We start from the raw sequence: 21,273 nt of genomic DNA, 5'->3' as shown, positions 1-21,273 counted from the left end.
AATGAATGCTAAACCAAAAGTCCTAATTGTGGATGATGAACCAACTAACTTACAAATTCTGAATGAAATTTTGCAAAATGACTATCATCTTTTGTTTGCTAAAGATGGTGCCAAGGGAATTGAACTGGCAATCTCAGAGGAACCTGAACTTGTATTACTCGATGTAATGATGCCTGAAATGACAGGCCATGAAGTTTGTAAAGTGCTTAAGTCCAATGAAAAAACAAAATACATTCCAGTGATCTTTGTGACGGCACTTACCGAAGTAGGTGATGAAGAAAAAGGGTTCCAGTTAGGAGCAGTTGATTATATTATCAAACCTGTAAGTCCTCCCATTGTAAAAGCAAGAATCAAAAACCAATTATCATTAGTTAACGTAAATGAAGTGAAGGCAACTCGGTTACAAATTGTCCAGAGACTCGGTATGGCTTCCGAATACAAAGACAATGAAACGGGAATGCATGTGATTCGTATGAGTCATTATTCCCAAACCCTTGCTTTAGCTTTTGGATATTCTTCAGAAGCAGCGGAAGAAATATTAAATGCAGCTCCCATGCACGATGTGGGAAAAATCGGTATTCCTGATCATATCATCCAAAAACCTGGGAAACTCACACCCGAAGAATGGGAAATTATGAAACGCCATCCTCAGATTGGTGCTGAAATCATTGGAGATCATAACTCTAGTTTATTAAAATTAGCCAAGTCCATTGCCATTACCCATCATGAAAAATTTGATGGAACAGGGTATCCTTTTCAATTAAAAGGAGAAGGGATTCCTTTAGAAGGTAGAATCATTGCTATCGCCGATGTATTTGATGCATTGACCACAGTCAGGCCATATAAAAAAGCTTGGGAAGTGGATGTGGCCATAGAGTTTTTAAAAAAAGAATCAGGAACCCATTTTGATCCAATCCTTGTTGAAAAATTCATTTCTGTTTTACCAAAGATTCTTGAAATTAAAAACCAATGGCCAGAAGAAATAGGAACTTAAGTCTAGACAAAGTTCTTCTTACCATCCTTATTCCATGGATTACTACGATCATATCAAACTAGCTGTCAATTTTATCGAAAAACATTTACGAGATGACATTGGAGTGGAGGATATTTCTAAAAATGCATTCCAATCCAGATGGCATTTTCAAAGAATATTTCGTTATGTTACCGGTTACTCAGTTTATACTTATTTAAAGAAACGAAGACTAAACGAAGCTGGAAATGATTTGATCCTTGGAAAAGAGAAAATTATCGATATTGCTCTAAAATACCATTATACCACTCCTGAATCTTTTTTACGTGCCTTTCGTTCAGAATATGGTTTGAACCCATCTGATTACAGAAAACATTCAGAACATAGAAATTTTTCTAAATTGGAAATTGATTCTTTACGTGATGGGATTCGCGTCGATGGTTCTCGCATTAAAACCCAAATCATAACGAAAAATGAATTCATACTTATGGGAAAACCTTTCCGTACTACAATGCAAAGATGCCAAAATGAAATTGATATTCCGAAATTCTGGGCTGAATTTATCGGTGGCGGACATATGGAATCCATTCCCCAACGTATGGGACATTCTCTTATGGGTATCTATACAAACTGGGATTATGCGGAAAACTTCGATGTGATTATCGGGGCTCAAGTGAGTTCGGATGTTTCTGTTCCCAAAGGTTTTGTCACTCACCGGATGAAACCTGCAAAATATATGGTATTTACAATTACTGGAAATCAAAACGATGATATCCTAAATGGTTGGAAGTATATTTATGGAACCTGGATGCCTAACACAGGTTACGAAAGAGAGTTCAGTGATGATTTTGATTTATTTGATGACCGCTTCCAAAAGGAAATAAACCCAGAATCAGAAATCTATATCCCGATTAAGTAAATCCATTGCCAGTGATTCCAGACAACTTTTAAAAAGAAAATTTTCTATGCATTGGCCTAATCGTTTGGCTTTCGCAATAAAAAGCACAAATAGTCAAGAAAGGCACAAACCATTCTGCTAGGATAGTGGTATGGAAAACACAACTCAGAACAAAATTCATTTAGAATCTATTACCCTTGTTGGGATCAAAGCTAGAACTTCCAATCGTCTGGAAAGGGAGGGAAAGGGAAAAATCGCAGGACTATGGCAGCAGTTTTGGGAAAAAGGAATTCTTTCCGAGATCCAAAATAGAACCAATCCATACGAATTTATGGCAACCTACACAGAATTTGAATCCGATGAAAATGGGGAATACTCAATCTTAATTGGTGCTGCCGTTCATTCTGTCGGAGTTCTTCGGCATCATCTAACTTCAGTTACAATCCCAGCATCTGATTACATCCAAGTTCCTACTCCTTGGGGTCCGATTGCAGAGATTGGAATGGAAACTTGGCAGACCATTTGGAAGGAAGAGAAATATAAGAAGAATCGTTCCTACAAAGCCGATTTAGAAATCTATGGTGCCAATGCAAAGGATCCAAACCATTCACAGTTTGATATCTATTTAGGGATTCATTAGAAACCTCAGAAAGGTAGAATTGGTCGTATCAAATCCAGTTAATACGCTTTAAACCCAGTCGGTGTTTCGCCTCGTAAATAAGCGGCACTGGCTTTTTTTTCGTCTTTCTTGAGTCTACTTTTGGCAATCAATCGAACCCACCAAGGAATCCTTCGGATAGGACTTCCGGTAGAGTGGGCTAATAGATAGGCTTTAGAACATTTTTCGATCAACTCACAATTGTAAATGGCTTTGTCACGAGTGACACTTGTGATCACAACTCCATTCTCTTGGAGAAAAGCATTGGCTCCCGATTGGACAATCGAACCCGCTTCCATCGAGCCATCGATTCGTTTTGGTAAAATTTCTACAGGGGCACCGAGCTGACGGCACTGTTCATCAAAGACCAAGGGAAGTGGGTGGTCGAGTGTTTTCAGTAAGGAACTCCAAACAGGTTGGAAACAAACAATCGCACCTACATCAGGTCTTAAAGAATAAAAACTTGCATGGAACCGGATGATAGCCAGTGTTTCCTCAGGTATAGAATTTAGTTTTAGGAAGGAAGTAGGATTCTCTATAAAATACTCAGTGGTTTCTACTTTTGTTTGTTTTCCTTCCCCACGGTGCATTAGTAAAAAACTTCCTTTTCCTGGAAGACGAAAGGAAAGGTCTGCTTTATGTTTTTGGAATAGACCTTTCGAATCTAGGCGGTGCCATAAATGATTTAGCTCGACTATATCGGAATTTGTTTTTAGTTTTGGATTTGTTTTTTTATATGTTTTTGTTTTCATTGGATTCTAATTATTATAGATTAAGTTTTATAGAGCTGATAGTAATTGTTCTTTCACCGAGTTTGGCATATAAGATAAGTTAGTATTTTTTTCGATTCTCTTTCGTAAAAAACGAGCCGCTTCCTTTTCCACTAACTTTACATTGGCGATTGCTTGTTCGAGTGTAAAAGCCCCACAAACAAATCCATGGTTTCGGAGTAGATAACCATTGGTATCTTTACTAATCCTATTTTTAAATGCGCTAACAAGAAAGGAAGTTCCAGAAGGTGCGTAAGGTACGATCCGAATTAAATTACCTATATTTTTTTTCCCTTCAATGGACTCAATATCCATATCCAAACCGAGGAGGGAGACGGCACTGGCAAGTGGTTGGTGGGTGTGTAAACTGACTTCAATTTCAGGTCTCAATTTAAAAAATGCTGCATGGAGTCCGCTTTCCGTTGTTGGTTGTTTGGTGCCCTCTACCATTTTTAAATCTTTGATTTGTAAGATACAAAGATCGTCCGGTTTCATTGTATAATAATCAGTAGCAGAAGGGGTAACTGCCATAAGTTCAGAATTGATTCGAACGGCTAAATTCCCACCAACTCCCGCTAAAAAACCCAAATCAGCTAACTTGATACAGGCGGCTAACATGGACTTTTTCACTGTATCTTTTTTTGAATCTTTCATCCGTTCTCTCCCTTCCCCAAAGTTGGATTATTAAAACCCGACATCTGTCGATTGTAAACTATGATTCCATGGGCATTTGTCGACAATTTTTTATCATTTTAGCTATAATATGCTTGAAACCAGGATAAAACTCGGCTTTTGTCGAGTTGGATGCGAAATTCTAATCGAAAACAAACTGGAGGGAAAGCAAATAAATCCTTACGACACCCTGTCGATGAGGATAGAGGGAAGGATCCAAATCGACGGACAGTTTTAGTCCAATCCCTCAGAGAACTTCTTAAGGAAGAGGATCCCTCTTCAGTCACCTTCGCTAAGGTTTGTGAAAGAGCCAAAATTCCGAGGGCATCTGCGTATCATTTTTTTCCCAATATGGGAGCCATGTATCTTGGCCTTCGTCTTGTACATTCTGAATTGGTTTCAAATAGATTAGAAAAAGTAGATACATCTGAATTTGAAACATGGCAAGACTATGTACATTTTCTTGCAAGAGAAGCGGCTTCCGTAGTGCGAGAAGATAAGGCACTCATGCGAGTGGTGTATGGAGTTCGCAACGAAGAGACAAAAGATGTAGGGAAGGATTTAGATTCATCCATTGCAAAATTGGCTTTGTCCCAAGTGGAAGAACGTTTTCTTCTACCGGATTTACCGGAGGCAGCTCGTAAGGTGGGCATTGCCGTATCACTCATTGATTCTGTCTTTCGGTATTCCTTTCGAGAACAAGGTGAGATCACCGAAGAAATGGTCAGTGAAGCCGCAAGGGCAGCAGTAGCATACTTACGATCCTACCTTCCCGAATTTTTAAAATATAGAAAATAGATTTCTGTCCTCCTAAGAAAAGAAAAATCAACCCACAAAAAATAATCGACAATTGTCGGTTTTTTTGTCAGTTTACCCCTTACATCAAAAGTGCTAAAAATGTATCTTGGGAATTCCATTCCCATCGAGAATCCAACACTTCTGGTCATTTGCGAAAAGGGAGATCGAAAATGTTAGTAACAAACTTTGCTGTTTTTCTACGTAAGTTCCAAAAGGTTTTGTCTCTGTTTGTTTCTTTTGTTTTAGGTCCGACCGAAGGTTTTGTGATGCGGCACAGAATTTTGAATGGAACCTTACTTGCTGGTATTGTTGCCATGGGAGTGGGGCTTACTTCAGAGTTTTTTCGAGAGGGTTTTGAAATCGGAGGACTGATTGCCTTATGGGTAGCTTTTGGATTTGCATGTATTTTTTATTATTTGGCCCGGTTCCAACACCAATTTCAAGTTCTAATCCTTCCAACTTTTATCATCAGTTCCTTAACCTCCTTCTTACAAATTCAATACAGTGGTGGAATCGTAAGTGCCAACGTGATGTTACTTGCTCCCATCTTGGTTTTGAATATGCTCATTCTTGGAAAAAAGTTTGATTGGTTGGCCATCGTATTTTTTGTAGGAGCACTTTTTGCTGTCAATACCATCCAAGGAATGCATCCTGAGTGGTTTTTTGATTATTCCTCTGAGAAAGCAAGGAGTGAGGACTTTCTTATCACTGGGATTTCTATTTTATTTTTACTGGGACTTATGTTACGCACCCTCAACCGATCTTACGAAGATGCCATTGGAGAAGTAAGTCGTTTGAAATACCAACAAGATGGAGATTACTATTTAACCTCTCTGCTCACTCGTCCACTTTCGGGAATTCGTATTCGTTCCCAATCGGTGCATTTCCAATCCTATATCAAACAGAAAAAAGCATTCCAATTCAAAAACAAAGAATATGAACTCGGTGGTGATATTTGTGTAGCGGATCAAATTGTTTTAAGGGGTCGAAGTTATTGTGTATTTGCCAACGGAGATGCCATGGGGAAATCCATGCAGGGGGCAGGGGGAGTTCTTGTTTTTGGAACTGCCTTTCGGGCTCTCATTGAACGGACGCATAGAGAAGGAATTCTTTCTGGATACTTTCCAGAAAGATGGTTACATACAGCACTCAATGATCTCAATGATGTCTTCGAAGGTTTTGATGGATCTATGTCCATGTCTCTTCTTTTGGGTTTGGTAGATGAGGAAAATGGATTTTTATACTATATCAATGCAGAACATCCTTTTCCCATTCGATTCCGTGAAGGAAAGGCTAACTTTTTATCAGAAGAAGCCACTAACTTTAAATTAGGAATGCAAAAAGACAAGGCTCGGATTGAAACTTGTTGGATTCGCCCTGGAGACACGATTATCATTGGCTCTGATGGGCGAGACGATCTGGGTATGGGAATGGATGCCACTGACAATCGTGTGATTAACGTAGATCATACTTCGATATTAAAGCAAGTCGAAGAAAGTGAAGGTGATATTGAACGATTAGGACTTCGCCTCCAAAAAATTGGGGAATTAACCGATGATCTCTCCTTACTCAGCATTCGGTTCCATCCCCAAACACATGTGGATGCAAAAACTAGAGAAATGAATTTGGAAGAACCGATCCGACTCCTTAAGAAAAACAATGACTTTGAAGCTCTGACTCTTCTTACCACCTACGCTGATTTGTATGCTTCCGACCCTGCCGTATGGAAATTATTGTACCGAGTGTATCGTAAATTGGAAAAACCAGCGGAGGCTGGACGTGCCGCAGAGAACTTTTCTAACAATCACCCATCTGGTCTCCAAATGATCCTAGATGGCGCTATACAATATGCCAAAGCTAGTTTGATTGAAGAAGCAATCGATATGGCAGAGCGAATTTATAGTCGTAAACCTGACGTAATTCCTGTGATCAAAATCCTTGTCCGTCTTTATAAAAAGTCAAAACGTCCAGAAAGAGCCGAAGAATACCAAAAAGAAATCCATCGTTTGCAAAACAATCATTAGTGTCTTAAGGAAAGTGTCCTAAACCCTTTGGTGAAATCGTATCTTAAGGGTTAGGTGGATTAGTTCACTCGATTTATGGGTGGTGAATCGATCTTTGGTAAACAAATATCGATAAAATAGAATCATTTTCCAAGAAATTAGTCATGTACTATCATACAAAACAAAAATGAATTTACTTTTAATAATCCTCGCTTTGTTATCGTACCAAGAAGGAAGATTTGATACTATCTTCATAAGGTTACATGTATGGAAGAAAACGAAACAATAGAAATTCCACAGATTCAAGAAGAACCTGCTCCGGAAGTAGCAGTAGTGGTTAAAAAAGCAGCTCCTAAGAAGAAAAAAGCGGCAAAAAAGAAAGCAGCGAAGAAAAAAGCTAAAAAAGCGGCTCCTAAAAAGAAGAAAGCGGCTAAGAAAAAAGTAGCTAAGAAAAAGAAAGCGGCTAAGAAGAAAGTTAAAAAAGCAGTCACTAAAAAGAGACCTGCGAAAAAGAAAACTGCTAAGAAAAAAGCAGCGAAGAAGAAAGTCGCAAGAAAGAAAAAAAGACGTTAACGACGTTTGGGGTAATAGGTTCCGTTTCTCCCCTGGAAATTCCTTTCAGGAATGGGAACCGTTCTATTATCCCAAAAATCCTCCTCTAACAAATCCAACCCAAGCGAGTCCGCACTTTATTTTCATTAGAATTCCAATTAAATCTTTTGGTATTTCCTAGCTTGTTTTTTATTTTCTGGATCTAGTTCGATGGCTTCTGGATGAAACACAATATTCCAATAGCGAATGACATAGGCCACAACACCGGCAGTTAAGACAAAAAGTAAAACATAGGCCGAGATCACGGGATAGAGTAAAAAAGCATAAGGTGCGCCAAACTGCAAAAAGTAAGGCAAAGACATATACCAAACCACCGATACAGCAACAATCCCCACTCCAAATTTTCCCCACCAGTTTGGTCTTCCTTGCAGTCCTCTTTTCAGATACAAATAACCACCTAGCCAAACTCCTAGAACTTCACGGATAAAATAGACAATAAGGATCCAACTCGGAAAATCAAAATGAATGGTTACGACAAAAAGACCACCGAGGGTGACCAGCTTGTCGCATACCGGATCTAAGTATCTGCCGAGGGTAGTTTCTTGGTGGAGAAGGCGAGCAAAAAGTCCATCAAGGTAATCACTGAAAACTGCAGCCAATGCATACAATAGGGAGGCAAAAAAAGCAGCAAGGTTTGCTGGGTTATGTGCATAGTCGAAAGTACTTTGGAAAAAAAAAGGTAATAACAATACCCGGAACACAGATAAAAAATTGGATAGAGTAAAGATTCGATCCTGGAAAAGGTCTTTGGCTTTTTTTTCTTCGATTTGCATAGAACCAATGCCAGATTCTAAAAATTCTAACGAAAGGCAAGAAAACAAATGAAAACCGTGTTGACTCTCGAAGTCGTTTCTATACCTTGGTTTTTATTCCGATGGAGTTGTAGCTCAGTTGGTCAGAGTGCCTGCCTGTCACGCAGGATGTCGCGGGTTCGAGCCCCGTCAACTCCGCCATCGGTTTTCCCCTCACTCAATATACTCTTCTTTCTCTTTCTTAAATAAAATCTGATTTTCTTCTTCTAATACCCTTGCCACCTGAACAATTTTACTTCTTGCTTCGTTTATCTCTCGTAAGGTGACCCGAGGTTTCATATCTAAGATATCTAATATATCCTCTGCTCGGTTTTGGCTCATATTGTTTAAGAATTTTTTTCGAATTTCATCTCCTGCCCCCCGGATGGCAAGAGAGATGGAAGTATCATCTGCCAATCGGTTGATCAGGATTCGCATTTCCTTGTTATCCAAAGAAAGGATATCTTCGAAGGTATAGAGTTTTTCTCGGACTTGGTCTGCTACATCGGGGGAGGTCTCTTCCAATTCGGAAAGGATGGTCTCTTCTGCCCCTTTTTCCATAAAGTTTAAAATGTTCGCAAGGACGTGAGCACCACCGGCTTCTGAGTATTCCTGTTTGTCTCTTTCTTCGTATCGTTTTTTAAGAATCCGCGCAATGTTTTGGATTACATCTGGATGTGTTTTGGATGTGGTAGCGAGTCTTACTGCGATTTTTGCCTGTTCCGGTTTTGGAAAGAGTTTCAAAACATCAGCGGCTTTTTTGGGATCCAAGTGAGAGAGTGTGACGGCAATGATTTGTGGGGATTCAGTCCCTAACATTCCTTGCAAAACACCAGGCTCCACTTGGTTTAAAAATTCAAAATCGTTTTTGGTTTCTTCTTTATGGATCTTCTTTAAGATTACATTGGCTTTTTCTGCCCCAACCGTATGTTCCAAAAGAGATTTGGCAGTGGATAGACCGCCGGAAGTTGTTTCGTTTAAATCTTCAATGGTATTGTGAAATTCTTTTAAGATGACTTCTCTTTCTTCTTTGGAGATCGATCGGATTTTAGACATTTCCAAAATCACAGCTTCGAGCATGGCGTCATCCAGGTGTTTGAGAACATCGGCGGCCCTCTCTTTGCCTAGGGATAATAGGAGTAGGGCGGCTTTCCTTACGCCAGGAGTGGCGGATGTGGGGTTCTCAGGCTTCATGTGACATAATTCTCCCGGTTTCCTGATACTGTCAAAAAAAACTTACCTAATGAGACAAAATTTTCTAAAGGTCTCATAAATTCGTACGATACCCTTTGTAAGTTACAAAAAGAAAGGATACAAAAACCAGATGGACAAAGCACACAAATTCAAAAACACACTCGAAAGATACATCCACTACCGCGGAATCGATATCGTTCTTCACCTAAAAGACGGACAAAGCATAGAACTCGATAAAAATCGCCAAATGATGGACGATGTAGTGATCGGGAACTTAGCCAATGGTGTGGTCCGCATTCCCATCGCTGACATCCAAAGCGCCGATTTTTTCGCTGCTTAATCCCAAGATTTCATAGATTCAAACAACACCCGCAATCAGGCTCGGTTTTTCCAGAAGAGTCTTTAGGGTTTTTAGAAACTCGGCCCCTACAGCACCATCGATCACTCGGTGGTCGCAAGAAAGGGTCAGAGACAAAACTCTTCCGGCGACCACTGCTCCGTTTTCCACAACCGGTTTTTCTTCCACAGAACCGACGGCAAGGATAGCACTCTCCGGTTCATTGATAATCGCCGTGAACCGACTGATCCCATACATGCCTAGATTAGATATGGTAAAGGTTCCATTCGAAAACTCTTCGGGTTTTAGTTTTCGTTCCCTAGCTTTTTTAGCTAGTTCCTTCACTTCTTTAGAAATTTCGAAAATCGATTTTCCGTCCGCATTTCGTATGACCGGCGTTAGTAGTCCTCCATCCAAAGAAACTGCAATCCCTACATCCACTCGACCAAATTGTAAAATGGAATCTCCTTGGAAACTGGCATTCACTTTCGGGTGGAGCCTTAAGGCAGCGGCAGTGGCTTTGACTATGATATCGTTTAGGCTGACCTTTCCTTGTGTTTCCGGGTCTAAATTTTTTTGGAATTCCAAAAGATCCGCTCGGAAAGATTCCATGGCTTTTGCATTTACATCTACATTCAAATAGAAGTGGGGAAGGTTTTGTTTGGATTCTGTCAGACGTTTGGCAATGGTTTTACGCATTCCATTCAGAGTCACTACTTCATCCAAACGAGAAGATGTTACTTGCGCTGATGAGGAGTGGCTTCCTTTGTTTAAGGTATCGAGTACATCATTTTTTGTGATTCTACCTTCAGGACCAGTGCCTATGACAGTGTGTAGGTCAATTCCATGTTCTATGGCTATGGACTTAGCCAAAGGGGAGGCAAGGATACGCGCTAAACCTTTGTTTTGCGTTTGCACTTGTGGTTTTGTATTGGTTTGGTTTTGAGAGCCTACTTCCTTGGCTGGGCTTTGGGCCACTGGTTCCAGTTTAGTCTGCATAGGAAGTGGATTTCCATTTTCCATTGGAGTTGTAGGTTCTTTGGTAGAAGTTTGTGGCACGGGAGCCGATTTTTGTGGAATTCCAGCTAGGAGAGAAGTGACATCTTCTCCTGGTTTTCCAATCACAGCCAAAGCTTCACCTACTTTGAGTTTGGCGCCTTCTTTGTGTAGGATTTTTAGAATCACTCCGGTTTCAAAGGCTTCCATTTCCATCACAGCTTTATCAGTTTCTACTTCTGCAATGATGTCACCAGGCGAGACAGAATCTCCTTCTTGTTTCAGCCATTTCACAATGGTTCCTTCCTCCATGGTGGGGGAAAGTTGGGTCATTTCTTGGATCTTTGCCATTACGGTTCTCCTACTGTAACATCTCGCGGATGGTATCAGCAACTCTCGTTGCATTGGGCAAACTCATTCGTTCTAAGTTTGCAGCGTAAGACATAGGAACATCCATTTGTGTCACTCGTTCTACTGGGTGGTCCAGGTAGGCGAAGGCATTTTTTTGGATAAGGTAAGCAATCTGGGCCCCAAATCCTGCCACAGGCCAACCTTCTTCCACAACCACAGCTCGATTTGTTTTTTTTACCGATTCATAAATAAGATTTTCATCTAACGGGCGTAAACTTCGTAGATCTACAATTTCCACAGAAATTCCTTCTTGTTCTAAGAGGGCCGCTGCTTCTTCTGCAAAAACGAGAGCCCTTGACCAAGTAACAAGTGTAATGTCTGTACCTTTGCGTTTGATTTCACCGAGTCCCAATGGAATGGTGTATTCCTGTTCGGGAACTTCCCCTTTGGATCCGTATAACACTTCCGACTCGATAAAGATGGTAGGGTTATTGTCACGAATGGATGATTTGAGTAGTCCGTAAGCATCCTTCGGAGTGGCAGGGCAGACTACTTTTAATCCCGGACAATGAGCATACCAAGATTCAAAGGCTTGCGAGTGTTGGGCACCAAGTCTTCCTCCGACACCACCGGCGCCTCGAAAGACAATCGGCATGGGGAACTGACCCCCACTCATATAATTCATTTTGGCAGCGGAGTTGATGATTTGGTCAATGGCAACGAGAGAAAAGTTCCAAGTCATAAATTCAATGATGGGGCGTAGGCCCACCATGGCAGAACCAACTCCAATCCCTGCAAAGCCGTTTTCTGAAATCGGAGTATCGATCACACGATCCTCTCCGAACTTACTTAACATCCCTTGGGACACTTTATAGGCACCTTGGTAGTGACCGACTTCTTCTCCCATTAAATAGATCAATGGGTCTTTTTCCATCTCTTCGACCATGGCTCGGTTGAGTGCCTCTCTATAAGTAAGAATCGCCATCTATTTGTCCTCCGCATACACATACTTGTGTAGTTGAGAGAGAGGAGGTTCCGGTGAGGTCTCAGCATACTCATAGGCTTCATCAATTTGGGTTTGAATCTCTAAATCTAATTTATCTAATTCTTCCGTTTTAATTCCGCCTAATTCCAGTTCGTGTCTCGCACGCATGAGAGGGTCTTTCTTTTTATAAGCTTCTAATTCTTCTTTGGTTCTGTATTTTGCAGGGTCAGACATAGAATGTCCTCGAAATCGGTAGGTCGAAACTTCAATGAGAGTTGGTCCTTCGCCGCGTCGTGCTCGTTCCACAGCCACTTTTACATGGTCTCTCACTTTCCTTACTTCATCTCCTTCGATATGGTCACGTGCCATGTCATAGGCATAAGCTCGAACCGAAACATCTTTTACAGCAAGCGCTCGGTATTCTGGAGTTCCCATCGCATAATGGTTGTTCTCGCAAATAAAAACAACAGGAAGTTTCCATATAGCCGCTAAATTTAAACCTTCATGAAAGGATCCGATATTGGCAGCACCTTCACCAAAAAAACAAATTGTGACTGAATCTTCTTTTTTGAATTTAGAAGCAAATGCGATTCCTGCTGCCAGAGAGATATGACCTCCCACAATTCCGTGTCCTCCCATAAAGTGGGCGTTGCGATCAAAAAAGTGCATCGAACCACCGTTACCTTTCGAGATTCCAGTTCCTTTCCCGAACAATTCGGCCATTAAAGGTTTTGGATGGAGTCCCCTTGCCAATGCATGGCCGTGGTCTCTGTAAGTAGAAACGATATAGTCTTTTGGGGTGAGGGAAGCGATAGAACCAACTCCTACTGCTTCTTGACCGATGTACAAATGTAAAAACCCACCAATCTTACCTACACTATAGGCTTTGGCAGCGGCTTCCTCAAACTTTCGTATAAGTACCATTTGTCTGTAGAACTCTTTCAACTCGCTCACAGATTGTGAGTCTTTTGGGACAGAAGAAACCAACTAGAACCTCCAAAACCAGTAAAAAACTACACCATTTAGACGGAGAAGGAAAGCAAAAATCTTGCTCTCAGAAGGATCGTAAAAGACAGTTTCCTTAGGACCTTTATGAAAATTACGAATGCTGGAATCGAATTCTTAGAATTCAATGAATTTAAAAATTTTGCCGTTGATTATGATTTGTTAGGTTCTGTCTCTCTTAGTGAACCCGTTGTTGATAAAAATGGTAATATCTTAATCAAAGAAAAAGTTGCCATTAAGGAAAATATTTTAAAGAAACTGGAAGGAATGGAAGGTAATTACATTCCTTCCTTTAAGTTAGCAATGTCCAAGGATTTGATGAGAATGCTTCGAATGGTCCTTTCGAAAGCCATCCTCAGTCGAATCGAAGACCGATCCAATGAATTTATTTTTCATTTATACGAACAAAATGCAGAAAGGATGGCAAGTCTCAAAGGAATCATTCAGAATTCTTTTTATTCCAAATCACTTGCTCTATCTTTTTTTAGAATTTTGCTTAGCCATAAGGAATTCTTTAACCACTTAGCTGACTTTGGACTCCTGAGTTTAGGATCGGTGATTCAAAAACAATACGGCTTTAAGATGGTCAATCGGTTCAGTTTCCTTGCCGGACTTTGTGCTGATATTTCCGTATCCAAAGAAGGATTGTACAAACAAAGTTTTTTTGGATCTTCGCTAACTTCTGCTGTAAATCTTTCATTGGAAATCGCACGAAAACTCAATCTTCCAGAAGAAGTGATTAGTGCCATTAATAACCACGGTTCCAATGGATTTGAAATTCCTGACGTTGTTCCAGCCACAGTCAATGTAGAAGACCTACGCAAACACCAATTGAACCAGGATTTACTTGCAGGAAGTGGAATGGAAGATGATTCCAGTGATGATGAAGAAGAAGCAGGTGAGTATGCAGATGATACTGCAGCTGTCACCTTGGATGCGTTAAAGATTGCACGTTATATCATGGAAAACTTAAAGTTGACCACGGATAAAGAACATGTCTCAGAAAAACTCCTGGTTATGTTTACTTACAATGCAGAGAAGGGTCTTTTCCGAAAAGACCTTGCCGATCCAATGATAGATCGTTTTAAGGAATTCGACCAAGCCATCAAACGCATTCGTACGATTGCAGAAATTGAAAATAAATGTAAGTTTCCTCCTTCCGCTTGGGCTTATCCAAAACCAAAGGCAGCACAGATCTTATGTAAGGATAAAAATTACCAATGTCCTTGGATTGTGAACGGCTGGGATTTAAGGATCATTTCTCCGCAAGATCCTTTCGGGCATATCGGAACCTCGCTAGATGTAGGAACCTATCCTAAATGTGCATTAGAAGAAGAACTTCATGCAAAAATTAAATACACTGATTCTTAGTTGGATTCGTTTTGAAATCTATGGTAGGCAGTTAAAAATGAGGGAAATTTAAAAAACTGTGCCTTCTTGTAAAAACAAAAACCAACCGAAAATCGGTTGGTTTCCTTTTTACAGAAAAAGATGATTAGAAACCTGCTGGTTTTTTAATGTCTTTAGTTGCGTCTTTGATCGCGCCTGTTGCTGCTTTTTTAGCTTCTGCTTCTGCAGTTTTCACTGCTGCATCAACTTTTTTCTCTACTTCTGTAGTTACTTTTTTAGCTGCATCTTCAACAGTTTCGATTTTTTCTTCTACAACTGGTTCTTCTTTTTTACAGAACGCAAGTCCAGAAGCCATAGTGACACCAAGAATTAAAACGAGTAGTTTTTTATTCATTGAAAGTTTTCTCCTAAAATCTTTTAATTCTGCCAAAACTAATAGATCGAGATTTCTTTTGAAAGAAATTTCTGTATTTGTTTCGAAAATTATGCTTTGGGAACAAATGTAAGGAATTCTTCTACTTCCTTCTTACTTCCAATAATGAGCGTTGTTCTTTCATGAAGGTCTTTGGGATTTAAGTCTAGGATTCTTTCGCCCTTTACTGTCACTGCCATTCCGCCGGCCTGTTCTGCAATATAGGCCATAGGTGCCGCTTCGTATAACAAACGTAGCTTTCCGTTCGGGTATTTGGAGGATTTGGTATCGTTCGGATAAAGGAAAATTCCTCCTTTGAGTAAGTTCCTATGGAAATCCGCAACGAGAGATCCAATGTACCGAGCCATTTTTGGTTTTTTTCCCCCTTCAATGGATTTTATCTTTTGGAGATAGGCTTGTACTTCTGGCGACCAATAAGATGCATTTCCTTCATTGGCAGAGTAAATATCGCCTGACTCTGGCATTTTCATATTGGGATGGGATAATAAAAACTCACCCACACTTGGGTCCAAAGTAAAACCAGAGACACCTTTTCCAGTAGAAAGAACAAGCATTGTGGAGGATCCGTAAATGATGTATCCTGCGCAGCGTTGCAAATGGCCTTGTTGGAGGAGATCTTTTTCGGTTCCTGGTTCTTTGGAATTAGGTTCTAACCTTTGGTGGATGGAAAAGATAGTTCCTATGGAAACATTGGTATCGATATTGGAGGATCCATCCAAGGGATCGATGGCCATGGTATACTTTCCAATATTGTAACCGCCTGGTATCGGAATGATGTTTTCGTGTTCTTCACTGGCAAGGACACAAAGATGGCCGCAAATTTTGAGGGACTGGTTGAAGGCATTGTCTGCATATTGGTCCAATTTCATTTGGGTTTCGCCTTGGACATTGGTATCTTCTGTGGCACCGAGAATATCATCCAAAAGTCCTGCTTTTCGAACCTCACGACCCACGATTTTGGCCGCATAGACCAGATGGCTGAGTAGGGCGGTAAATTCTCCGGAGGCATGAGGGATTTTGAGTTGCTCTTCTAGAATGAATTGCGATAGAGAGATGAGTTTTTTTTGTTTCGGTGTTGCGTTCACAGGTTCCCCGAGTAGTTTTTACACCATTTTGGGGGCATAACGTCAGGAGCAATCCTTTCTCCTTTTGATTGGCGAAGTCCTAACCGATACTAAAACTAGATTCCGATGATAGATACAACTCACGTAAGTCCTTCTCCTTCGATGCAAATGACAGACTACCATTCCAGGCGTTTGGGGATTAGTTTTGCCAGTGTGGGTGCCCATTTAGGCTGGGTGTATCTTGCGGGCGAGATTGTTTACGAATTTGGTCAAACGGAAAAAGAGGAATGGCTTCGAGGCCTTGTTTCCACACAAATTTCGGATCTTGTGCGTAACTTAAGCTATATGGATCCCAAAGCCTTGGGAACTTTTTCCGAAAAAGGCAGAGATTTTAAAATCAATATGATGCGGCTTCCCGAAGGGGAGGTTCCTGTTTTTGTTCTCGTTGTCCAAGAAGTGGAACCAGAACTTTCGAAAAGAAACTGGGAAGACCTTTCCAACCAAGTTTTGACCTTTTGTGCCACTGGAATTTCTTTGCGTGAGAAGAACCTTCTCGATTTCGAAACCATTACTGATCCCATCCGCAAAAAAATGGAGAAATCTTTTTCTGGAGATATCCAGTCAGGGGTGATCGCATTTTTCCATTTACAAGACTTATCACCTTTTTTCAAACCCCTGGGAGTGGTCAAAAGCCAAGAAATCCTAAGAGAAGTCACGGCCACTTTGCACAAAGAAACCAAGGAAAAAGAATTCAATTTCCAACTAAACCCCCGTTCTTACTTTCTATTTTGCCCTGGAGAAACACTGGATGGAGCCAACCAAAGGTTTGGATCCCTTTACTTTCCCTCGAAACATTTGATTTTGGACTACAAGCTGAAGATTTTCCCCATTGATCGGGAGATTTTGGCCGATGATTCCAAGTTTTCGTCGATTTTCATTGAAAATTTCTGATTTGTTTTTCGGCTGAATTGACAAATCAGGGCGGTTTCCGATACCGTCAAAACTAGACCATTTTTACAAAAGGACAGTTGTTTGTCTATGACCCCACAAGTAGGGATTTATTTAAAAGAAGGGGAATCAATTGAAGCTGCGCTTCGTCGATTCAAAAGAGATTGTGCGAATGCTGGTATCATGAGCGAAATCAAACGTAGAGAATACTTTGAAAAACCAAGCGTTGTGAAAAAGAAAGCTGTCGAAGCTGCGAAACGCAAACGAGACAAAAAGAAAAGACTATTCGCTAAAAAAGATAAACTTTAATCTTAAAGTCGGTTTTACTAATGACCCTTCAAGAGACGATCAATACCGATCTAAAGACGGCTTTAAAGGCTAAGGATGAAACAGTCCTCGGCACTTTACGTCTCTTGAAAGCGGAAATTCAATATGAATTAACCAAAACCGGTGCTTCCGAACTGACGGATACTGCGGTGATGCAGATCCTTAAATCCAATTTCAAACGCAGAAAGGACACGGCAGTCGAATATGACAAAGCCAATCGTCCCGATCTTTCTAGCAAAGAAATTCAGGAAGCAGAAGTCATCTCTCGTTATATTCCAGAAGAAGTCTCCGATGAAGAAATCTCCAAAGCGGTTACAGAAGCCATTGGGGAATTGAATGCTAGCGGAGCCCAGGATATGGGAAAGGTGATGGGTAAAGTTATGGCAAAATTTAAAGGACAAAATATAGACGGCTCCAAGGTATCCTCCCTCGCAAAACAAGCACTTAGCGCCCGTTAATACTGTTATACTGTGAATCCTTACCAAAGTTTTAAAGAAAGAGTTCGCAGAGAAGTCTCCATTGACTCATACATCAACAGGTTTGTTCCCTTACGACGTATGGGACGTAACCTTGTAGGCATTTGCCCATTCCATAATGAAAAAACTCCCTCATTCAATGTAAACTCAGAAGGTGGGTTCTACCACTGTTTTGGCTGTAAAGCTTCTGGTGATTTATTTCGTTTTGTGATGGACTACCAAAAGGTAGACTTTCTCAAATCTTTAGAAATTCTTTCTGATTATTCTGGCATTCCGCTTGTGGAAAGGACCAAAGAAGAGGAAGAGTCAGAACGAAAAAAAGAAGCACTTTACCAGGTCTCTCAAAAAGCCTTAGAATACTTTCAAAGAAATTTAAATACAAGCGCCGGCGAAGTGGCTTTAAAGTATTTAGAATCTCGCGGGATGTTTACAGAAGATTTAAAAGTTTTTAAAATTGGATTTGGACTTCCTGGATTTGGGAATTTACGTCAAGATTTGTTTAAATCAGAATCCGAAGTGAAGTTAGGCGAACAGTTGGGTCTACTCAAACGACAAGACCAAAATAGAGATCCTTATGATTTCTTTCGTAGCCGCATTATGTTTCCTGTGATCGATACCAAGGGGAGAGTGATTGCCTTTTCTGGACGGATCCTTGGTGAATCGGAAGAAGCCAAATACATCAATAGTCCAAACTCTTTGATCTATGATAAAAGTCGTACGTTTTATAATTTAAATTTAGCCCAAGACAGCATCCGCAAAACAAGAGAAGCGGTGATCGTCGAAGGTGTGTTTGACGCCATTGGACTCTTTCGTAAAGGAATCGAGTTTGTTGTCGCTCCGCTTGGCACTGGTTTCACGGAAGGCCATGTTCGGATATTGAAGAATATGGCGGACAAAGTGTACTTAATGATGGATTCCGATAAAGCAGGCACAAAGGGCGCTTTTAGGGCTGTGAACCTCCTATCGAAAGAAGGGGTAAGTGTGAAGGTATGTCACATTCCCGAAGGAAAAGACCCTTTTGATTATTCACTCCATCACAACAAACAAGAAATCAGAGATTTACTCGAAGCAGCGGCCCCAGCTTCGCAATTTATGATCCGGGAAGTTCTCGGAGGGGCAGGTCCAAGTTCGCTTGCAGAAGAAAAACAAGCCAGTGTCAAAAAACTTTTCGAATTCCTCCGGCCAATGGAAAAAGAAACGGACAAACAGGTCTATTTAGAGGAAGGGGCACGCCAACTCGGACTTTCATTTTCTTCGCTTTTTCAGGATTTTCGTGGCAAACCAGGGGTAACTTCGACCCCCTCCGTGGTCGATACTAAGAAGGAAAGAACGGCGGCTAAACCGGGAAAAGTTTCTCCCATTTTGGTTTGTGAACGAAAGATGATCGCCATGCTCATTCAGAATTTGGAACTTTTTAGTTTCGCGGATGATTTGCTTGGTCTTGAGTTTCGGGATGAAGTATCCGCTTTTCTTTGGGACTATTTATATACTAAGTATTTGCAGAATGAGAACTTAACAGCTGCTGAAATTCTTTCGAGGGAAGAGATTCCTTCGGAATACCTGGGAATGATTGCCGAACATTTTACGGCCGATGATTCGACAAGCCCAGGGCTTTTTAAAGGGATGTTTCTTTACCATGCGGATTTGTTGGATGACGCAAGGATGGAAGAACTTGTCAAAGAAATGGCCAAACCTGACTTAACGATTGAAGAAAAGAACAATCTTTTGTCAGAACTTTCACTCTTAAAGAGTGAGAAAAATAAGAGATCCGTGTATCTCCGAACGATCCAAACGTTAGAAGTCTAAAGAGGATAGAGGTAGAATGGAAAATCTAGCAAGCCTACCAGAAGTACAAAAGATCATCTCGATCGGTAAAGCAAATCGAGAGGTTTCTTATGATGAAATCAATGAAATACTTCCGGATAAAATCTTAAATTCCGAAAAGATCGATGATGTCTTTACTTTGTTACATGAGATGGGGATTGAAATTGTAGAAGAGTATTCCAAAAAATCTTTGGAAGAATCGAGTTCCCTTACAACAACAAAAGAAGAGACAAACAAAGAAACAAAAGAGAAACCTGCACGTAAAAAAAGAGAGTCCAGTGTTTCCTCTAGTTCCGAGGATCCAATCCGCCTTTATCTAAAAGAAATTGGTAAAGTATCTCTTATCTCTGGAGAAACAGAAGTGTTTCTTGCCAAAAGAATAGAGAAGGGTGAAAAAATCATTGAAGAAACAATTCTTAGTTCTTCAATACTTCGCCAAAACTTTGCAAAACTCATTCCAAAAATAAAGTCCAAAAAAATCAAAGTTTATGACTTGGTGAAAGTGGACAAAATGTACGCCCTCAACCAAGAGCAAGCAGACAAATTGGAAAAAGTATTCTTTGAAAATATGGAACTCATCCAACAGGATGAAAAAGTTCTCAACGAATCCACAAACCGAATTCGTAAGTATTCTGAGAACTCTAAGAAGTTTAAAGAACTCAAAGAAAAAATTGATTTATCTACTGGCAAAATTGACGAAGCTATTCGTAAAATTGGTGTTTCTCAAAAAGAAATACAAAAGATCTCACAAAAAATCAAATCAATGGTATTTCGTGTTAAGGAAATTGAAAAACATTTCCTTAAAATCAAAGCCAAATACGGACATGATGTTCGTGAAATTAAAGCCCTAAACCGTTTCATCGAAAAAAATGAAAACTTAGATGAAATCGAAAAGATGATGGGTTGCGATATTGATGAAGTTAGAGAAGTCATCAAAGATATTCGTAATAACGAAAGAAAACTCCGTCGTATGGAACAGGAAGCTGGATCTCCCGTTGGCGAAATCAAAGACTGGGGTGAAAAAATCATCAAAGGCGAAAGAGAAATTGCCCAAGCGAAACGTGAGCTTGTGAGAGCAAACCTTCGTTTGGTGGTTTCCATTGCCAAAAGATATGCCAACCGTGGAATGCATTTCTTTGACCTAATCCAAGAAGGAAACATTGGTCTCATCCGCGCTGTGGATAAGTTCGAATACAAAAAAGGTTATAAGTTTTCTACATATGCGACTTGGTGGATTAGGCAAGCCATCACTCGTGCGATCTCTGACCAAGCACGAACCATTCGTGTTCCAGTTCACATGATCGAACAAGTCAACAAAGTGATTCGGGAAACTCGACTCTTTGTTCAAGAGTTTGGTCGTGATCCATCCAATGATGAGATTGCGGAGAGACTTGGTTGGCCAGTGCAAAAAGTTAAGGCAGTGAAAAACGTAGCCCGCGAACCAATTTCTCTTGAGATCCCTGTGGGTTCGGAGGAGGATTCGGAACTCGGAGATTTTATCGAAGATAAGGAAGTCATTTCTCCGCTAAACTCTGCTGCGTCTTCCATCCTTTCCGAACAAATTCGTCAGGTCTTACAAACACTTCCTGCACGGGAGCAAAAGGTGATTCGGATGCGATTTGGATTGGATGATGGGTATGCGCAAACATTGGAAGAGGTGGGTTACCAATTTAAAGTTACCCGGGAACGGATTCGTCAGATTGAAGCGAAAGCCCTTCGTCGACTCCGCCACCCAAGCCGATCCAAAAAACTCAAAGACTATATCGATTAAGAGAAATTGTTTTTCGCTTGATCGTCCTTTCGTTCAGATT

Annotated in this window: 22 protein-coding genes and 1 tRNA gene; 14 read left to right on the top strand and 9 right to left on the bottom strand. The window is 40.6% G+C overall.

Translation table 11 applies throughout. From position 1 onward, the window contains the following. Nucleotide 1 precedes the first annotated feature (1 nt). The 3 genes from LEP1GSC203_RS11550 (at nt 2) to LEP1GSC203_RS11540 (ending at nt 2,508) form a co-directional block, all read left to right on the top strand. Nucleotides 2-994: an HD domain-containing phosphohydrolase gene (locus tag LEP1GSC203_RS11550; protein ID WP_039937796.1), complete on the top strand. Its 993-nt coding sequence runs from the start codon at nt 2-4 to the stop codon at nt 992-994. A gap of 34 nt (nt 995-1,028) precedes the next feature. Next, nucleotides 1,029-1,889, top strand: a complete 861-nt coding sequence (locus LEP1GSC203_RS11545) for an AraC family transcriptional regulator (protein ID WP_002974430.1) — start codon at nt 1,029-1,031, stop codon at nt 1,887-1,889. A 130-nt stretch (nt 1,890-2,019) separates the two neighbouring features. Continuing rightward, the gene (locus LEP1GSC203_RS11540) at nt 2,020-2,508 is read left to right on the top strand and encodes a GyrI-like domain-containing protein (RefSeq protein WP_002974076.1); all 489 of its coding nucleotides are present in this window, start codon (nt 2,020-2,022) and stop codon (nt 2,506-2,508) included. 38 nt (nt 2,509-2,546) lie between these two features. Here LEP1GSC203_RS11540 and LEP1GSC203_RS11535 read toward each other — a convergent pair whose 3' ends face one another. Next, entirely contained in the window at nt 2,547-3,278 is a 732-nt protein-coding gene (locus LEP1GSC203_RS11535; protein ID WP_002973933.1) for a class II aldolase/adducin family protein, read from the bottom strand. Nucleotides 3,279-3,305: 27 nt separating this feature from the next. Next, a complete protein-coding gene (locus tag LEP1GSC203_RS11530) occupies nt 3,306-3,950 on the bottom strand; it encodes a class II aldolase/adducin family protein (RefSeq protein ID WP_002973835.1) in 645 nt (214 codons plus the stop codon). Nucleotides 3,951-4,100: 150 nt separating this feature from the next. Between LEP1GSC203_RS11530 and LEP1GSC203_RS11525 the strand changes: the two genes are divergently transcribed. The 3 genes from LEP1GSC203_RS11525 (at nt 4,101) to LEP1GSC203_RS11515 (ending at nt 7,342) form a co-directional block, all read left to right on the top strand. After that, nucleotides 4,101-4,766 carry a TetR/AcrR family transcriptional regulator gene (locus tag LEP1GSC203_RS11525; protein WP_039937794.1) on the top strand — a complete coding sequence of 222 codons (666 nt, stop codon included), beginning with the start codon at nt 4,101-4,103 and terminating at the stop codon, nt 4,764-4,766. Between the two features lie 170 nt (nt 4,767-4,936). Further along, a complete protein-coding gene (locus tag LEP1GSC203_RS11520; protein WP_002973586.1) occupies nt 4,937-6,790 on the top strand; it encodes a PP2C family protein-serine/threonine phosphatase in 1,854 nt (617 codons plus the stop codon). A gap of 246 nt (nt 6,791-7,036) precedes the next feature. Beyond that, the gene (locus LEP1GSC203_RS11515) at nt 7,037-7,342 is read left to right on the top strand and encodes a hypothetical protein (RefSeq protein ID WP_039937792.1); all 306 of its coding nucleotides are present in this window, start codon (nt 7,037-7,039) and stop codon (nt 7,340-7,342) included. Between the two features lie 137 nt (nt 7,343-7,479). On the opposite strand, the gene LEP1GSC203_RS11510 is transcribed toward LEP1GSC203_RS11515, so the two are convergent. Beyond that, nucleotides 7,480-8,154 carry a CDP-alcohol phosphatidyltransferase family protein gene (locus tag LEP1GSC203_RS11510; RefSeq protein ID WP_039937945.1) on the bottom strand — a complete coding sequence of 225 codons (675 nt, stop codon included), beginning with the start codon at nt 8,152-8,154 and terminating at the stop codon, nt 7,480-7,482. A 103-nt stretch (nt 8,155-8,257) separates the two neighbouring features. Between LEP1GSC203_RS11510 and LEP1GSC203_RS11505 the strand changes: the two genes are divergently transcribed. Then, nucleotides 8,258-8,334 (top strand) — tRNA-Asp (locus tag LEP1GSC203_RS11505). 12 nt (nt 8,335-8,346) lie between these two features. On the opposite strand, the gene fliG is transcribed toward LEP1GSC203_RS11505, so the two are convergent. Then, a complete protein-coding gene (gene fliG / locus LEP1GSC203_RS11500; protein ID WP_002973559.1) occupies nt 8,347-9,366 on the bottom strand; it encodes a flagellar motor switch protein FliG in 1,020 nt (339 codons plus the stop codon). 130 nt (nt 9,367-9,496) lie between these two features. On the opposite strand from fliG, the gene LEP1GSC203_RS11495 reads away from it, so the two are divergent. Beyond that, nucleotides 9,497-9,706: a hypothetical protein gene (locus tag LEP1GSC203_RS11495; protein ID WP_002973897.1), complete on the top strand. Its 210-nt coding sequence runs from the start codon at nt 9,497-9,499 to the stop codon at nt 9,704-9,706. Between the two features lie 18 nt (nt 9,707-9,724). On the opposite strand, the gene LEP1GSC203_RS11490 is transcribed toward LEP1GSC203_RS11495, so the two are convergent. From LEP1GSC203_RS11490 to pdhA, 3 genes are read right to left on the bottom strand one after another with little or no spacing between them, the layout of a single operon-like run. After that, a complete protein-coding gene (locus LEP1GSC203_RS11490) occupies nt 9,725-11,050 on the bottom strand; it encodes a pyruvate dehydrogenase complex dihydrolipoamide acetyltransferase (protein WP_002973992.1) in 1,326 nt (441 codons plus the stop codon). Nucleotides 11,051-11,060: 10 nt separating this feature from the next. After that, complete coding sequence (locus LEP1GSC203_RS11485; protein ID WP_002974455.1) at nt 11,061-12,035, bottom strand: pyruvate dehydrogenase complex E1 component subunit beta; 975 nt, start codon at nt 12,033-12,035, stop codon at nt 11,061-11,063. Then, entirely contained in the window at nt 12,036-12,959 is a 924-nt protein-coding gene (gene pdhA, locus LEP1GSC203_RS11480) for a pyruvate dehydrogenase (acetyl-transferring) E1 component subunit alpha (RefSeq protein ID WP_232225891.1), read from the bottom strand. Between the two features lie 168 nt (nt 12,960-13,127). Between pdhA and LEP1GSC203_RS11475 the strand changes: the two genes are divergently transcribed. Beyond that, nucleotides 13,128-14,411 (top strand): hypothetical protein, encoded by a 1,284-nt coding sequence (locus LEP1GSC203_RS11475; protein ID WP_002973758.1) that lies wholly within the window; start codon nt 13,128-13,130, stop codon nt 14,409-14,411. 124 nt (nt 14,412-14,535) lie between these two features. Here the strand turns inward: LEP1GSC203_RS11475 and LEP1GSC203_RS11470 are convergent, their stop codons facing one another. Continuing rightward, entirely contained in the window at nt 14,536-14,784 is a 249-nt protein-coding gene (locus LEP1GSC203_RS11470) for a hypothetical protein (protein WP_002974510.1), read from the bottom strand. An 89-nt stretch (nt 14,785-14,873) separates the two neighbouring features. Continuing rightward, nucleotides 14,874-15,908: a class 1 fructose-bisphosphatase gene (fbp, locus tag LEP1GSC203_RS11465; protein WP_002974037.1), complete on the bottom strand. Its 1,035-nt coding sequence runs from the start codon at nt 15,906-15,908 to the stop codon at nt 14,874-14,876. A gap of 141 nt (nt 15,909-16,049) precedes the next feature. On the opposite strand from fbp, the gene LEP1GSC203_RS11460 reads away from it, so the two are divergent. The 5 genes from LEP1GSC203_RS11460 to rpoD all read left to right on the top strand — a co-directional run bounded on the left by LEP1GSC203_RS11460 (nt 16,050) and on the right by rpoD (nt 21,233). Further along, the gene (locus LEP1GSC203_RS11460; protein WP_002973790.1) at nt 16,050-16,838 is read left to right on the top strand and encodes a hypothetical protein; all 789 of its coding nucleotides are present in this window, start codon (nt 16,050-16,052) and stop codon (nt 16,836-16,838) included. 87 nt (nt 16,839-16,925) lie between these two features. After that, nucleotides 16,926-17,144 carry a 30S ribosomal protein S21 gene (rpsU, locus tag LEP1GSC203_RS11455; protein WP_002973784.1) on the top strand — a complete coding sequence of 73 codons (219 nt, stop codon included), beginning with the start codon at nt 16,926-16,928 and terminating at the stop codon, nt 17,142-17,144. Nucleotides 17,145-17,164: 20 nt separating this feature from the next. Then, entirely contained in the window at nt 17,165-17,620 is a 456-nt protein-coding gene (locus LEP1GSC203_RS11450) for a GatB/YqeY domain-containing protein (RefSeq protein WP_002973880.1), read from the top strand. Between the two features lie 12 nt (nt 17,621-17,632). Next, nucleotides 17,633-19,444, top strand: coding sequence for a DNA primase (gene dnaG, locus LEP1GSC203_RS11445; protein ID WP_002974109.1), 1,812 nt, complete (start codon nt 17,633-17,635; stop codon nt 19,442-19,444). Between the two features lie 16 nt (nt 19,445-19,460). Continuing rightward, nucleotides 19,461-21,233, top strand: coding sequence for an RNA polymerase sigma factor RpoD (gene rpoD / locus LEP1GSC203_RS11440; RefSeq protein ID WP_002973883.1), 1,773 nt, complete (start codon nt 19,461-19,463; stop codon nt 21,231-21,233). Nucleotides 21,234-21,273 lie beyond the last annotated feature (40 nt).

Source organism: Leptospira terpstrae serovar Hualin str. LT 11-33 = ATCC 700639, assembly GCF_000332495.1.
Classification (GTDB): domain Bacteria; phylum Spirochaetota; class Leptospiria; order Leptospirales; family Leptospiraceae; genus Leptospira_A; species Leptospira_A terpstrae.
Note: the sequence above shows the minus strand (reverse complement) of the source record. Positions and strands in the feature narration are given on the sequence as shown.

Excerpts from the sequence above, each read along its gene's own strand:
- LEP1GSC203_RS11550 (WP_039937796.1), top strand. The coding sequence starts at position 2 with ATGAATGCTAAACCAAAAGTCCTAATTGTGGATGATGAACCAACTAAC.
- LEP1GSC203_RS11545 (WP_002974430.1), top strand. The coding sequence starts at position 1,029 with ATGGATTACTACGATCATATCAAACTAGCTGTCAATTTTATCGAAAAA.
- LEP1GSC203_RS11540 (WP_002974076.1), top strand. The coding sequence starts at position 2,020 with ATGGAAAACACAACTCAGAACAAAATTCATTTAGAATCTATTACCCTT.
- LEP1GSC203_RS11535 (WP_002973933.1), bottom strand. The coding sequence starts at position 3,278 with ATGAAAACAAAAACATATAAAAAAACAAATCCAAAACTAAAAACAAAT.
- LEP1GSC203_RS11530 (WP_002973835.1), bottom strand. The coding sequence starts at position 3,950 with ATGAAAGATTCAAAAAAAGATACAGTGAAAAAGTCCATGTTAGCCGCC.
- LEP1GSC203_RS11525 (WP_039937794.1), top strand. The coding sequence starts at position 4,101 with ATGCGAAATTCTAATCGAAAACAAACTGGAGGGAAAGCAAATAAATCC.
- LEP1GSC203_RS11520 (WP_002973586.1), top strand. The coding sequence starts at position 4,937 with ATGTTAGTAACAAACTTTGCTGTTTTTCTACGTAAGTTCCAAAAGGTT.
- LEP1GSC203_RS11515 (WP_039937792.1), top strand. The coding sequence starts at position 7,037 with ATGGAAGAAAACGAAACAATAGAAATTCCACAGATTCAAGAAGAACCT.
- LEP1GSC203_RS11510 (WP_039937945.1), bottom strand. The coding sequence starts at position 8,154 with ATGCAAATCGAAGAAAAAAAAGCCAAAGACCTTTTCCAGGATCGAATC.
- fliG (WP_002973559.1), bottom strand. The coding sequence starts at position 9,366 with ATGAAGCCTGAGAACCCCACATCCGCCACTCCTGGCGTAAGGAAAGCC.
- LEP1GSC203_RS11495 (WP_002973897.1), top strand. The coding sequence starts at position 9,497 with ATGGACAAAGCACACAAATTCAAAAACACACTCGAAAGATACATCCAC.
- LEP1GSC203_RS11490 (WP_002973992.1), bottom strand. The coding sequence starts at position 11,050 with ATGGCAAAGATCCAAGAAATGACCCAACTTTCCCCCACCATGGAGGAA.
- LEP1GSC203_RS11485 (WP_002974455.1), bottom strand. The coding sequence starts at position 12,035 with ATGGCGATTCTTACTTATAGAGAGGCACTCAACCGAGCCATGGTCGAA.
- pdhA (WP_232225891.1), bottom strand. The coding sequence starts at position 12,959 with ATGGTACTTATACGAAAGTTTGAGGAAGCCGCTGCCAAAGCCTATAGT.
- LEP1GSC203_RS11475 (WP_002973758.1), top strand. The coding sequence starts at position 13,128 with ATGAAAATTACGAATGCTGGAATCGAATTCTTAGAATTCAATGAATTT.
- LEP1GSC203_RS11470 (WP_002974510.1), bottom strand. The coding sequence starts at position 14,784 with ATGAATAAAAAACTACTCGTTTTAATTCTTGGTGTCACTATGGCTTCT.
- LEP1GSC203_RS11460 (WP_002973790.1), top strand. The coding sequence starts at position 16,050 with ATGCAAATGACAGACTACCATTCCAGGCGTTTGGGGATTAGTTTTGCC.
- rpsU (WP_002973784.1), top strand. The coding sequence starts at position 16,926 with ATGACCCCACAAGTAGGGATTTATTTAAAAGAAGGGGAATCAATTGAA.
- LEP1GSC203_RS11450 (WP_002973880.1), top strand. The coding sequence starts at position 17,165 with ATGACCCTTCAAGAGACGATCAATACCGATCTAAAGACGGCTTTAAAG.
- rpoD (WP_002973883.1), top strand. The coding sequence starts at position 19,461 with ATGGAAAATCTAGCAAGCCTACCAGAAGTACAAAAGATCATCTCGATC.